Source organism: Dermatophilus sp. B7861-1, assembly GCF_058996045.1.
Window position 1 is genome coordinate 2426356 of the sequence record NZ_CM180082.1, and the last position, 12863, is coordinate 2439218.

The 12863-nt window shown below is 59.8% G+C and carries 12 protein-coding genes; 3 read left to right on the forward strand and 9 right to left on the reverse strand.

Annotated features, from left to right (window positions below):
• Window positions 1–44: 44 nt before the first annotated feature.
• The 5 genes from AC2T9U_RS10685 to AC2T9U_RS10705 form a co-directional block, all read right to left on the reverse strand.
• Complete coding sequence (locus AC2T9U_RS10685) at window positions 45–596, reverse strand: type II secretion system F family protein (protein ID WP_208304294.1); 552 nt, start codon at window positions 594–596, stop codon at window positions 45–47.
• Window positions 593–1300 (reverse strand): type II secretion system F family protein, encoded by a 708-nt coding sequence (locus tag AC2T9U_RS10690; protein ID WP_493696086.1) that lies wholly within the window; start codon window positions 1298–1300, stop codon window positions 593–595. Before AC2T9U_RS10690 ends, AC2T9U_RS10685 begins: the two co-directional genes overlap by 4 nt.
• Window positions 1297–2607 carry a TadA family conjugal transfer-associated ATPase gene (locus tag AC2T9U_RS10695; RefSeq protein ID WP_493696087.1) on the reverse strand — a complete coding sequence of 437 codons (1311 nt, stop codon included), beginning with the start codon at window positions 2605–2607 and terminating at the stop codon, window positions 1297–1299. Before AC2T9U_RS10695 ends, AC2T9U_RS10690 begins: the two co-directional genes overlap by 4 nt.
• The gene (locus AC2T9U_RS10700; RefSeq protein ID WP_115032261.1) at window positions 2604–3362 is read right to left on the reverse strand and encodes a CpaE-like family protein; all 759 of its coding nucleotides are present in this window, start codon (window positions 3360–3362) and stop codon (window positions 2604–2606) included. Before AC2T9U_RS10700 ends, AC2T9U_RS10695 begins: the two co-directional genes overlap by 4 nt.
• Window positions 3363–3830: 468 nt before the next feature.
• Window positions 3831–4697: a Fic family protein gene (locus tag AC2T9U_RS10705; RefSeq protein WP_493696088.1), complete on the reverse strand. Its 867-nt coding sequence runs from the start codon at window positions 4695–4697 to the stop codon at window positions 3831–3833.
• Between the two features lie 293 nt (window positions 4698–4990).
• Between AC2T9U_RS10705 and AC2T9U_RS10710 the strand changes: the two genes are divergently transcribed.
• Together AC2T9U_RS10710 and AC2T9U_RS10715 are read left to right on the forward strand one after the other, a co-directional pair.
• On the forward strand, window positions 4991–5194 hold the full coding sequence (locus AC2T9U_RS10710) for a hypothetical protein (RefSeq protein WP_493696958.1): 204 nt from the start codon (window positions 4991–4993) through the stop codon (window positions 5192–5194).
• Entirely contained in the window at window positions 5134–5745 is a 612-nt protein-coding gene (locus AC2T9U_RS10715) for an AMP-binding enzyme (protein ID WP_493696089.1), read from the forward strand. The genes AC2T9U_RS10710 and AC2T9U_RS10715 overlap by 61 nt, the downstream gene beginning before the upstream one ends.
• Window positions 5746–5832: 87 nt before the next feature.
• Here AC2T9U_RS10715 and AC2T9U_RS10720 read toward each other — a convergent pair whose 3' ends face one another.
• Window positions 5833–8124: a 6-phosphofructokinase gene (locus tag AC2T9U_RS10720; RefSeq protein ID WP_493696090.1), complete on the reverse strand. Its 2292-nt coding sequence runs from the start codon at window positions 8122–8124 to the stop codon at window positions 5833–5835.
• A gap of 339 nt (window positions 8125–8463) precedes the next feature.
• Between AC2T9U_RS10720 and AC2T9U_RS10725 the strand changes: the two genes are divergently transcribed.
• Window positions 8464–9000, forward strand: coding sequence for a phage holin family protein (locus tag AC2T9U_RS10725; protein ID WP_051277639.1), 537 nt, complete (start codon window positions 8464–8466; stop codon window positions 8998–9000).
• Window positions 9001–9275: 275 nt separating this feature from the next.
• On the opposite strand, the gene nrdF is transcribed toward AC2T9U_RS10725, so the two are convergent.
• From nrdF to nrdI, 3 genes are read right to left on the reverse strand one after another with little or no spacing between them, the layout of a single operon-like run.
• The gene (gene nrdF, locus AC2T9U_RS10730) at window positions 9276–10250 is read right to left on the reverse strand and encodes a class 1b ribonucleoside-diphosphate reductase subunit beta (RefSeq protein ID WP_028327546.1); all 975 of its coding nucleotides are present in this window, start codon (window positions 10248–10250) and stop codon (window positions 9276–9278) included.
• Window positions 10251–10280: 30 nt separating this feature from the next.
• Window positions 10281–12440 (reverse strand): class 1b ribonucleoside-diphosphate reductase subunit alpha, encoded by a 2160-nt coding sequence (nrdE, locus tag AC2T9U_RS10735; protein ID WP_493696091.1) that lies wholly within the window; start codon window positions 12438–12440, stop codon window positions 10281–10283.
• The gene (gene nrdI / locus AC2T9U_RS10740; RefSeq protein ID WP_208304287.1) at window positions 12437–12859 is read right to left on the reverse strand and encodes a class Ib ribonucleoside-diphosphate reductase assembly flavoprotein NrdI; all 423 of its coding nucleotides are present in this window, start codon (window positions 12857–12859) and stop codon (window positions 12437–12439) included. The genes nrdE and nrdI overlap by 4 nt, the downstream gene beginning before the upstream one ends.
• Window positions 12860–12863 lie beyond the last annotated feature (4 nt).

Sequence of the window (12863 nt, forward strand, 5' to 3'; positions counted from 1 at the left end):
GGATAGCGGGGCGGGTTGTGCACATCCGAAGGCGCTGGAGAGTCTTAATGGCTGAGGACGTCTCCGGTGATGGCGATAACGATGGGGACGACCGTGGTGAGGATGAAGGCGGGGAGAAAGGCAAGCCCCAAGGGGAGAACAACTCGGACTGCGAGTTTGGCGGTGGCTAGTTCTAGGCGGGCTTGCTCGGCTTGTCGAAGGTCGTCGGCAACGCGCAAGAGAAGGTCTGCCGGGGCGACGCCTGCGCGGCGAGCCAGGAGGAAAGCGCGAGCAACGGGAGTCCATGCCTCAGGCAGCGCTGCCCACGCTTCGCGATCAGGTACTCCCCAACGGAGAGCTGAAGCCACAGAGAGTAAGTGAGCACCAATCGCATCGTGTTGTCTGGTGCCGACCGCTTCGAGGGATTCGATGACTCCTTTGCCGCTGCGTAGAGTCATGGCAAGGAGCATGACAGTGCCTGCGAGTGCGTCGGCTCCAACGGGGGGTGCTGTGTTCTGGGTGGTCTGGGTGTGGCGTGCGAGCGCTTGTAGGTGGCGGTTGTGGGTGGGCCAGGCCAGGAGGGCTAGGGCAGTGAGGGTGGCGATGACGAGGGTCATGTGAGTACCGGTCCTGCAAGCGTGTGGGTGATGAGGTGGTTGACCCAGGTGCGGCCGATAAGGATGAGGATGATGCCAGCTGCCAGGGCTGCCCAGACGAGGGGGGTGGTGCTGTAGATGTGGAGAAGATCTACGCCCAGGAGTAGGCCTAGCAGGGGTCCTGTTGCGGGTAGGAGAGTAAGAAGTGTCATGGTGGCTTTGGCGCCGGCGATGGCTGAGCGTGTGCGTTCACGTTGGTCGCGGCGGTCGCGCAGCACTCGGGTAGCGGTGTGAGCTGCCTCTGCCAGGGGGGTTCCTGTTTCTTCGGAGAGAGACCAGGCTCGGGCTAGGAGTGCTAGTTCGGGGTTGTTGATGCGGTGTGCGGCTTCGCTCCAGCCTGCGGCGAGGCCTTCTCCCATACGTGCGCGGTGTTCGACGGTGGTCAGGGCGTCACCAAGTTTGCCGGTGATACCTTCTCTGGCCAGTGCGAGGGCTGCTGCTGGTGGTAGTCCTGCGCGGAGGGCTCCGCTGAGTGCTTCAACAACGTTGAGGAGATCTTTTTCGATTCCGGTGTGGCTGTCTCGGTGGCGTTGCTTTTTCCAGGCGGTGAAAGCGTGTCGCGGCGAGGTAGGGATGTGGTTTGGGTGGGTGTTGGTGGGATGTTGGGTGGGCCAGAGGGTGATGGCTGTTCCGGCGAGCAGCGCGGGTATCCAGGCAGAGATCATGGGGTTCTCCTGAGCCAGGTGGGGTTGGTGAGGGGTATTGCTGGGGTTGGACGTTGGGGTCGTGAGGTGGGCGCTGCCGGGGTGTGGGGTGTGTGAGTGGCGGGTGTCTCAGGTAGCGGTGCAGGGGTGAGGTGCTCGGCAAGAAGTTCTTGTAGGAGGGTCCAACCTGGTTCTTGGGCTCCGCGAGGTGTGTGGGGGGTGTGGTGTTGGTTGGAGGTGTCGCCCAGGTGTGGGTTACGTAGCGCAGTGCGGACGTGGAGTTCGTCATTTTCGGCGTGGAGGAGGCCGATGCTTTCAACAATGCGGTGGGTAGGTGTGCGGCGTAGGTGAATGACAACGGACAGGGCTGATCCGAGTTGGGCGCGGACGGCAGCTGGGGTCATTCCGGCAAGTGCGCCGAGTGCTTCGAAGCGGGTGATGACGTCGTGGGCGCTGTTGGCGTGGATGGTGCCACTGCCTCCTTCGTGCCCAGTATTGAGTGCGGTGAGCATTTCACGGACTTCGGCGCCGCGAACTTCACCGACGACGAGGCGGTCGGGGCGCATGCGCAGGGATTGACGGACGAGGGCGACCATGTCGACGGCGCCGGCACCTTCGACGTTGGCTGGGCGGGCTTGCATGCGTACGACGTGGGGGTGATGGACGGCTAGTTCACGGACGTCTTCGACGACGAGGATGCGTTCGTCGGGCCGGGCTTGGGCCAGGAGTGAGGCGAGGATGGTTGTTTTTCCGGTGCCGGTGCCGCCGGAAACGACGAAGGAGCAGCGGGCAGCAACGATGGCGCGCAGGATGTCGGCCCATTCAGGCGGCATAGATCCGAGGGTTACGAGGCGTTCAAGAGAGACGACGTCGGCGCGGGGGATGCGCAGGCTGATGTGTGCGGCGGAGTCGACGAGGGGAGGTAGGACGGCGTGGAGTCGGATTCCGCCGGGCAGGAGGCCGTCGACGTATGGGCTGGCTTCGTCGAGGCGGCGGTCGGCTAGTCCAGCAAGGCGCACTGCCAGTCGGCGGACTGCGTCAGGGTCGCCGATCTCTATCTCGGTGGTTTCGAGGCCGTTTCCTCGGTCAATCCATACGGTGTCGGTGCCGTTGACGAGGATGTCGGTGACGCCGGGGGTGGTCAGGAGGGGCTCGAGGGGACCAAGTCCGAGGGTGGCGGCCCGTAGAGCGTCTCGGGCGTGGGCAGCGCCTTGTTCTCCTAGCAGGCGGCTTTCGTCGTGGGCGACGGCGTCGACGCGTGCGGCCGTGGGCCCTCGGCCGGCACGGATGTGGTTCCAGATGCTGGTGGATGTGGTGGGGGCGCTCATGCGGCTGGGTGTCCTTGGGTGAGAAGGGTGCTCAGGAGTTGGTTTGCTGCTTTGGCGAGGTGTCCGCGTTGTCCTGGTGGTTCGCCGTGGAGGAGGTCGCGGTGGCAGCGGGGGTCGTCGGTGACGCGGGCAGCTAGGGCCAGGCCGAGGGTGGATTGGATGGTTTCGGGTAGGTGGGTGGCCCCTTTGGGGGTGCGTTGGGCTAGCCACCAGGTGGGGCCGGTTTCGGGGGCAGTGTTGGTGATGGCTGTTGCTGCGGCGAGGGATTGAGGGCTGTGGCCGACGAGGAGGACGATGTGGTCGGCTCCGTGCCAGGGGCGGGGGTCAAGGGTGGTGGCGTGGGGGGTGGTGTCGTCGGCAGGGGGTGCTGGGCGGGGGCGACCAGCGTCGATGAGGACGAGGTCGGTTCCGGTGGTGAGTGCTTCGAGGGTGGTGTGGTCGGCTTCCTCTGGGATGTCGGTGATGAGGTTGTTGGAGTGGGAGAGCACCCAGATGTTTTTTTCGTTGGGCAGTTCGCGCATGAGGAGGTCGGCGGGTAGGTGGCCATGTGCACCAAGCAGGTCGGGCCAGCGTGCACCGGGGAGGTGGTCGAGCCCGAAGATGGTGTCTAGACCGCCTCCTGCTGTGTCGCGGTCGATGCAGGCGACGCGGTATCCGGCGGCGGAAGCGGCGACGGCGGTGGCGGCGAGGAGGCATGAGGTGCCGAGGCCGCCGGAGGCGCCGGTGAAGGCGATGGTGGGTGCTTTTCCGCTCATGTCGTCATCGTGTCGGCATGAGGGTGGTCAGTGGCGTTGGCTGGATGGGGTTTGTGGATTGTGGGGCGGGTAGGTGGGGTGTTGTGGATAGGCGGCGGTTTTGCGGTGATTTTCCCGGTAAATGGGTGAGTCCCCGCTGGGGGGACAGCGGGGACTCACCAAGGAACGCGCCTAGCCCCGGGGGGAGGAGCTGGTGCGCCGCGCTACGACCCGAAGGGAGCGCTGCATTTATTGTGTCGAGCTTGGCGACGGTATGCAACGGGGCGCGGAAAAAAGTTTGCATGAACCTGTAACGCCTTGGCAGCTACCTGACCCTGTCATTTCTTCTTCTCTACTACTGCCGAGAATACCGTTGTGATCTGGGCGTTTTCCCTTTTTTTCTTGTTCTTTAGTGACGGATATCTATCGCCAAAACACGTGAATCTGATGATTCAACATCAACACGCATTTATTTTTGCGCAAATAATGTCACCGTTGTCCAGGACGAGTTACAGCAGCAGCCCGCGCAGCATCAGCAACCCGCCCTCCCTCAGCAGCACCGTGAGCAATAGCGTGACAACAGTGCTGCACCCAAACCACAACACCATCCATGTCACCCCTATCTCTAGAGCGCGCATACGCCGCAGCAGCCGTGAAATAGTCATCCACCCCCATCGCGAAATGCCCAGCCTCAGGCACCACTGCACGCGTGGAATCCACATGACGCGAACGCAACAACAATCGCTCCAACGCCCGCCCAAGAAGCCCATTCGCACACGGAAATGGCCTAGAGCGCAACACCTCACCATGCACAAGCGCCGCCAACAACACCGGCGACGTAACCCCTTGCCGAAACTCATTAAGCAGCGCAAATAAACTAGCGCGCGCATCATCAGCCTCCGGCTCACGACCTAACGCACTAAGCAACTCACTACACCCCTCCCCCGCCACCCGCGTACGACCAACCTGCCCCACCGCAAGCGCATTACCCGCCACCGCATGCAACCGCGCCACTGCCTGACGTGGCGCATCCTCAAATTTGCTATCCAAACGGTCAACCTCAGCCGTCAAAGCAATCGCCGCCCGAGTAACCCGATTCGACGGGTCGGTAGTAGGAGGCCACAACGCCCCCGGCACCGACAACTGCCGAACCCGATCCACGGAAGCACGACCTTCAGAAAGCGCAGCCGACCCATGCGCACCGCGAACACGCGACTCAAACATGATCTCCGGTAAATGTCGACGCAAACCTTCATGGAACCGAAGCCGCGAACACGCACCAGCTGCCTGGGCCACCTGGGAGCGCAACTCAGGCAGCGAAGCTGCCTCTGCAACAAGTAGGGGGATCTGCGACACGTTTAGACCCTAACGCCGTGGTTCGGCGGGCCATTCACGCTCTCACATGCAGCGAGGCGCGTGAAAAGTGCCACATGCAAGACGAAACACACTGTGCTGCACACGATGCCTATCCGGCGTGCCTGCGTTGTGTCATCCGACCTCATCGAGACACACCGGCCCCACACAACACCCCGGTCACCTCACGGACACAGGAGCCCCAGCGGCAGCCGAGGCACCCAACACCCACGCAGACCCCTACTGACAAGCAAAAACGACTTTGAGGCATTTGGGCACAACAAGCCCGAACCTCCATCACCTGGCACAAAGATTTCGAAAACGTCCTCGACTGGAGCAACTCGCCACTTGTCCAATGGTTCATCGACAGTGAACCCGGCGACACCCGCAACATCACCTACCCTGACCTCAAAAACAAAGTCTGCAGGGCCGCCAACACATGGCGGCAAACAGAAACCGGCGCCATCATGACCTCTCCCTACCCGGTATCACCACCTTGAAGCCAGGTGGCGCCCAACACCCCATTCCCGGCATAGACGTAGAGATCCTCAACAACATTGCCCAACCCGTTGAAGACAGAACCCAAGAATTCCTCATCATCACCAAACATGACCATCCATGGCCCCGTGAAGTCTGGGGAGATACACAACGCTGTATCGATACCTACCGGTCACGTCTTGAAGGCATGTACTTCGCCGCAGATGGAGCTAAGAAAAACACCAACGCAAACATCTGGATTCTTGGCCGCGTCGACGACGTCATGAACGTCTCCGGACACCGACTCTCCACTTCTGAGATTGAGTCAGCTTTAGTCAGCCATGACGCAGTGAGCTCAAAAACTGCCGTATTCGGAGCCACAAACGAGATGACTGGTCAGGCTGTCGCCACATTCGTGATCTTGCGCGCAAGGGTAGATGGACCAGAGGAAAAGAGTCTCGTTGAAGAGCTACGCGATGTGGCAGAAAACCGCGAAGTCAGTGACGTCACCACTCTGGCAGATTCCTCCGTGATGGAGTTCATCAGCACCAACATGCGCTCACGATCACAGTAAGCGCACGCTGAGAAGCACTGTTACAGAAGGAGGGAGTTTTGCATGAACAACACTTATGCCTGCCCACTCCTTCTGTAACGGAATGCTTCACGAATTGATTGGCCGTTCACGCAGCACCGGGATGTGTTCTCCGCTCCACACCGCATCAGGATCAGAGAGTGCAGTGATGACTGGACGCAGCCCCATCCACCATTGTTCTTTGGGCCTGCGATTGACGACGTCGAGATGTTCCATGATGCGGTCGAGACGGTTAAGACGAACTTCACCTTCAAGCAACCCGACGCAACGGCCTTCGTGACGACCTGCTGAAAGCTGCTCAACAATGTCGCGGATTGCTCCCTCAACGAGCCGGGCAGCAAGAATACGGTCATTGCTAGAGGGACTGCCGCCTTGCTGAATGTGACCAAGGACCGCAGTGCGAACGTCATAGAGACCGTGTGCTTCTTGCTCGAACAAACGAGCCATGAAGTCAGCCGTGTAGCGTTCGTTAGCACGTTCGTTGCGGATTGCTAGGAAGAGACGTCGTCCGTCTTTGAAAGCGGCAATCATGTGTTTGACGTCGCGGGTGAGGTCATCGAGAGTGACTCCTTCTTCGTGAAGATAGACACGCTCAGCACCCGTAGCAATGCCTGCCATGAGAGCCAGATAGCCGCATTTACGCCCCATGGTTTCGGTGACGAAACAACGCTGCGAGGCAGTGCCGGATTCTTTGATGGCATCGAGTGCCCAAATAGCGCGGTTTAGGGCAGAGTCTGAACCAATTGAGAGTTCAGAGAAAGGCAGATTGTTATCGATGCTGGCTGGCACGCACATGATTGGGATGGCAAGTGCTGGGTAGCGTTCGGATTCGGTGAGCATGCGGTGAGCGGTGAGATAGGCGTTGTATCCACCGATAAGCATGAGGGCATCGACGTCATTCTTTTCCAGGGTGCGGGAGATGGCGTAGAGGTGTTCAAGGTCAGGCACCATGCGTCGGACGCCAAGTTCAGCCCCTCCAAGGCCAACCCATGAATCGACGTCAGCCCAGGAAATTTCGTGGATGTCATCGTCGAGCAGACCAGGCACCCCGCCGGTAATTCCTAGAACGGTCAGCCCGCGCTGCATACCTAACCGGACAGCGGCTCGGGCGGCAGCGTTCATGCCTGGGGCGAGGCCACCAATGTGCATGATGGCTAGGCGTTTTCCGTACCCGGGCCGGTCTTCACGAGGGCCGTCTTCAGGGCGTGAGAGACGACGGAACAGTTCGACACCTTCGAGAAATTCGGTTCCGCGGGCACGAACGGCGTCGCTGTAGTTGCCTGCGGCAACGGTGGCTGCGATGTTGCCGGTAGCGGTGACGGCTTCGACAAGGTCGATGCGGGCAATGCGCCCTGATCGGACTCCGATGATGTGGGCAGGTTGGTCAGGGGTTGCTTCGAGGACTTCTTGCGCAGCGGCGTAACCAAGCAGGGTGGACATCCATCGGTCGTAGGCGCTGGGAGTTCCGCCTCGTTGAACGTGTCCAAGGATGGTGATTTTTGCGTCTTCACCTGTTGTGTCGTGGATTGCGGCTTGGACGCGCTCGCAGGTGATGGGGGTGCCGTCGCGTTCTTGGGCTCCTTCTGCGACAAGGATAAGACTGTCGCGTCGTCCTGCGGCGCGGCCGTCACGAATTTTTGTGGCGAGGTCGTTTTCCCATCCGGGTTCAGGTGGTGCTTCAGGGACGAAAACGTAGTCGCAGCCACCAGCGATGGCAGCGAAAAGGGGAAGGTAGCCGCAGTGGCGTCCCATGACTTCGATGACGAAAGTGCGTTGGTGGCTGGCGGCGGTGGACGCTATCGCATCGATGGCTTCGAGGATGCGGTGCATGGCGGAGTCGGCACCGATGGTCATATCGCTGCCGATGAGGTCATTGTCGATAGAGCCGACTAGGCCAGCGACCATGAGTGCAGGGTGTGCATCTGCGGTGGTTTGGTCGATTTCTCCGGCAGCGACGAGTTCTTCGAGTAGTTCGGGCCAGTGGTGGCGGAAGGCGTGTGTTCCGGCCAGTGATCCGTCGCCTCCGATGGCGACGATGCGGTCGATGCCAAGTTGTAGGAGGTTCTTGGCAGCGCGGCGCATGCCTTCTCGGGTGCGGAAGTCGGCTGAGCGCGCAGTGCCGATGATAGTGCCGCCTTTGGCGAGGATACCGCCGACGTCATCCCATTGGATGGGGGTGATGGTACCTTCGACTGCGCCTTGGTATCCCTCCCAAATGGCGTAGACCTCAGCGCCGGCGTGGATGGCGGTGCGGACTACAGCTCGGACGGCAGCGTTCATGCCTTGGGCGTCTCCCCCGCTGGTAAGGATGGCGATGCGGCAAGGAGCGTCGGTGTGGGGGTCGTGTTGGTCTATGTTCACTGCTATCTCGTTCCGCTGCGGCGTGGACCGGGTGTTCTCTGGTTTCTATGTTCGCTTGTGCAGGTGGAGTTAGACGAGTATTCGTGCAGTGGAGGCGCGCGAGGTGTTGGGGTTTGGGTGTTGGGGCGAGTCTTGTTGTGTCTGAGGAGGGGCACTGTGTATGGGATGGCGGGTCCATGTACTCGCCGGAGGTGGTTTGACTCGTTATTGTCAGTATTGATCAGACTTGTATGCAGACGCTTCGGTTCGTCCGCTTGACGTCCCTCGCAGAGTTGTGCGCCCGGGCTCCTACGGATCGATGGAACTGCACCGATTGGCTCACAAACGAGGAGACACTATATGCCCACTAATATTCCCCCCACTGAGAAGCCTGAGGCGTCGCGTCCAGCGGACCCGTCGCTGGGGCGTCTCATTAATTCCGCGCTGGAGGATGTATCCAGCCTGGTGCGTAGTGAGATCGAGTTGGCCAAGCTCGAGATCACGAAAGATTTGAAGAAGGCTGTTGTCGGGGCGGCGATGTTCATCGTCGCGGCCGTGTTTGCTGTGTTCGGGTTGGTGTTTTTGCTGCACACTCTTGCGCTGGCTTTGGTTGCGTTGGGGCTGGCTCCGTGGCTGGGCTACCTGATCGTCACGTTGTTGCTGTTTGGCGCGGCCGCTGGAGTGGCATTCATCGGTAAGTCGAAGGTTTCTGAGGTGAACCCGACGCCTAAGCGTGCGGTGGCGACAACGAAGGACACGCTGGACTCGTTGAAGCGTTCGAAGTCTGGTGAGGCCACTGCTGCGGTGCGTCGTCAGGATGCGTTTGCTTCGGGTGCGACTTCTTCTTTCACTGCGCGATTGGAGAACGCTTCTTCCTCGCCTGAGATCCGCCACTGAATGGGAGTTATTCCGCAGTGCGTTCAGGATCGTGACCGAGCTGTCTGATCCGTTGTGACACGGCCCGTCAACCTTATGGTTGGCGGGCCGTGGGCGTTGTTGGGGGCGCTGACTCTAGTGAGTTTTTCTGTCTGCTCAGGCGCGCGGGGTTTAGGCCTGGCTGTGCTTGTGGACGAATAGATAGTTCGTGCATACATGTAGAAGGCTTGGTTCTGCAGATTTTCTGCAGAACCAAGCCTTCTAGCGATTGTTAGGCAACAGCATGGGAGGGCAACTCAGAAGTCCCAGTCGTCGTCGGTGGTGTCGACAGCTTTACCCATGACGTAGGACGATCCCGATCCAGAGAAGAAGTCGTGGTTTTCGTCAGCGTTGGGGGAAAGCGCGGCCAGGATTGACGGTGAGACAGCGGTCGCGCTCGGCGGGAACAGTGCCTCATAGCCAAGGTTCATGAGTGCTTTGTTGGCGTTGTAGCGCATGAACATTTTGACGTCTTCGGTGAATCCGATTTCGTCGTACATGGATTCAGCGTAGGACTCTTCGTTGTCGTAGAGCTCGTTGAGCAGGTCGAACGTGTATTCCTTGATTTCATCACGTCGTGCCTGGTCGGCCTCTTTTAGTGCCTGCTGGCACTTGTACCCGATGTAGAAACCGTGGACGGCTTCATCACGGATGATGAGGCGGATGAGGTCTGCGGTGTTTGTCAGCTTGGCGCGGCTACTCCAGTACATGGGGGTGTAGAACCCGGAGTAGAAAAGGAACGATTCCAGCATGACGGAGCAGACTTTGCGTTTTTCGGCGTCGTCTCCGTAGTAGTAGTCGAGGATGATCTGGGCTTTGCGTTGGAGGTGTTCGTTCTCTTCGCTCCAGCGGAAGGCCTGGTCAATCTCTTCGGTGGAGATCAAGGTGGAGAAGATCGAGCTGTAGCTCTTGGCATGCACGGATTCCATGAAGGCGAAGTTGGTGAAAACTGCTTCTTCATGGGGGGTGCGGGAGTCGGGGATCATGGCTACGGCGCCAACGGTGCCCTGAATGGTGTCGAGCAGGGTGAGCCCGGTAAAGACGCGGGTGGTCATGACCTGTTCTTGGGGGGTAAGGGTGCGCCAGGAGGGGATGTCGTTGCTGAGCGGCACCTTCTCTGGGAGCCAGAAGTTACCGGTGACGCGGTCCCAGACTTCTTGGTCGAGTTGGTCTTCGATGCGGTTCCAGTTGATGGCATGGATGCCGCGGTCGAGGGTGAGTTTGCGTGTCATGTGCGGTTCCAATCGGTTGCAGGCGGCGGGTCAGAGCATGCAGCTGACGCAGCCGTCAACTTCGGTTCCTTGGAGGGCGAGCTGACGCAGACGGATGTAGTAGAGGGTTTTGATGCCTTTACGCCAGGCGTAGATCTGCGCTTTGTTGATGTCACGGGTGGTGACGGTGTCGGGGAAGAACAGGGTGAGGGATAGGCCCTGGTCAACGTGCTGGGTGGCTTCAGCGTAGGTGTCGATGATTTTTTCGGGGCCGATTTCGTAGGCGTCGGCGTAGAACTCGAGGTTGTCGTTGGTCATGTAGGGCGCGGGGTAGTAGACGCGACCGATTTTGCCTTCTTTGCGGATTTCCACTTTGGCGACGATGGGGTGAATCGAGCTGGTGGAGTGGTTGATGTAGCTGATCGACCCGGTGGGTGGAACGGCTTGGAGGTTTTGGTTGTAGAGGCCGTGTTTGGCGACTAGTTCGGCGAGTTCTTTCCAGTCTTGGGGTGTGGGGATGTGGATTCCGGAGTCGGCGAAGAGCTGGGCGACGCGTGGGGTGCGGGGCGTCCATTCTTTGTCGATGTATTTGCGGAAGTATTCGCCGCTGGCGTAGGCGGAGCGTTCGAATCCTTCGAATGTGATGTTGCGTTCTTGGGCGATGCGGCAGGAGGCGGCGATGGCGTGGAAAGTCACCGTGTAGAAGTACATGTTGGTGAAGTCCAGGCCTTCTTCTGAGCCGTAGTGGATTCGCTCGCGGGCCAGGTATCCGTGCAGGTTCATTTGGCCTAGGCCGATGGCGTGGCTTTGGGCGTTGCCTTTTTCGATGCTGGGTGCGCAGGCGATGTTGGAGTGGTCGCTGACTGCGGTGAGGGCACGGACGGCGGTGTCGATGGTGCCTGCGAAGTCAGGGGAGTCCATGGTTTTTGCGATGTTTAGGGACCCGAGGTTGCAGGAGATGTCTTTGCCGATTTCCTGGTAGCTGAGGTCTTCGTTGTAGGTGGAGGGTGTGGAGACCTGGAGGATTTCGGAGCAGAGGTTGGACATGGTGACGCGGCCGTCGATGGGGTTGGCTGCGTTGACGGTGTCTTCGAAGAGGATGTAGGGGTATCCGGATTCGAACTGGATTTCTGCGAGTACCTGGAAGAAGCGGCGGGCGCTGATTTTGCGTTTGCTGATGCGGGAGTCGTTCACCATTTCGCGGTATTTCTCGGTGACGCTGATCTCGCTGAAGGCTTTCCCGTAGACGCGTTCTACGTCGTAGGGGCTGAAGAGGTACATGTCTTCGTTGTTGCGGGCCAGTTCGAAGGTGATGTCGGGGATGACGACACCCAGGGAGAGGGTTTTGATGCGGATTTTCTCGTCAGCGTTCTCGCGCTTGGTGTCTAGGAAGGTGAGGATGTCGGGGTGGTGGGCGTTGAGGTATACGGCGCCGGCACCTTGGCGTGCGCCGAGTTGGTTGGCGTAGGAGAAGGAGTCCTCGAGGAGTTTCATGACGGGAACGACACCGGAGGACTGGTTTTCGACGCGTTTGATCGGTGCGCCGGATTCGCGGAGGTTGGTCAGGCTTAGGGCAACACCTCCACCGCGTTTGGATAGCTGTAGTGAGGAGTTGATGGCGCGGGCGATTGACTCCATGTTGTCTTCGACGCGCAGGAGGAAGCAGGAGACAAGCTCTCCTCGCTGGGCTTTTCCAGCGTTGAGGAAGGTTGGGGTTGCGGGTTGGAAACGGCCGGTGAGGATTTCATCGACGATGCGGGGTGCGAGCTCACGGTTTCCGTCGGCGAGGGTGAGGGCGACCATGCAGACGCGGTCTTCGTAGCGTTCGAGGTAGCGGGTGCCGTCGAAGGTTTTGAGTGTGTAGGACGTGTAGTACTTGAATGCGCCCATGAAGGTGGGGAACCGGAATTTGGCGTCGTAGGCGCGTCTGAAGAGGGATTTGATGAACTCGAAGTCGTATTGCTCGAGGACGCCGGCTTCGTAGTAGCCGTTTTCGACGAGGTAGTCGAGTTTTTCCTGGAGTGAGTGGAAGAAAACGGTGTTTTGGTTGACGTGCTGGAGGAAGTACTGGCGGGCTGCTTGTTTGTCAGCGTCGAACTGGATGTTGCCGTGCTCGTCGTAGAGGTTGAGCATGGCGTTGAGGGCATGGTAGTCGGCGGCGGTAGATGAGACGGACTCGGAGCCGGTGTCGGTGAGGAGGGTGGAGGTCATTGTGCGCGCAGCCTTTCGCGGACTTTCTCGACGTCGTCGGGTGTGCCCATGAGTTCGAATCTGTACAGGAGTGGGATGTGGCATTTGGCGGCCACGATGTCACCGGCGAGGCCGTAGGCGGCACCGAAGTTGGTGTTGCCTCCGGCGATCACCCCTCGGATGAGGTGTCGGTTGTGGGGGTCGTTGAGGAATTTGATGACTTGTTTGGGCACGGCACCGCCGTGACGGCCGCCTCCGTAGGTGGGCAGTACTAGAACGTACGGCTGTGTCACCTGAAGGTGAGGTTCACCGGGTCGTAGGGGGATGCGTTGTGCTGTGCATCCGAGTTTCTGCACGAATCGGTGTGTGTTCTCCGAGGTCGAGGAGAAATAGACCAGGTGGGTCGCCGGGGTGTCCGCGCCCGGTGCGGGCGCGTCCATGGGT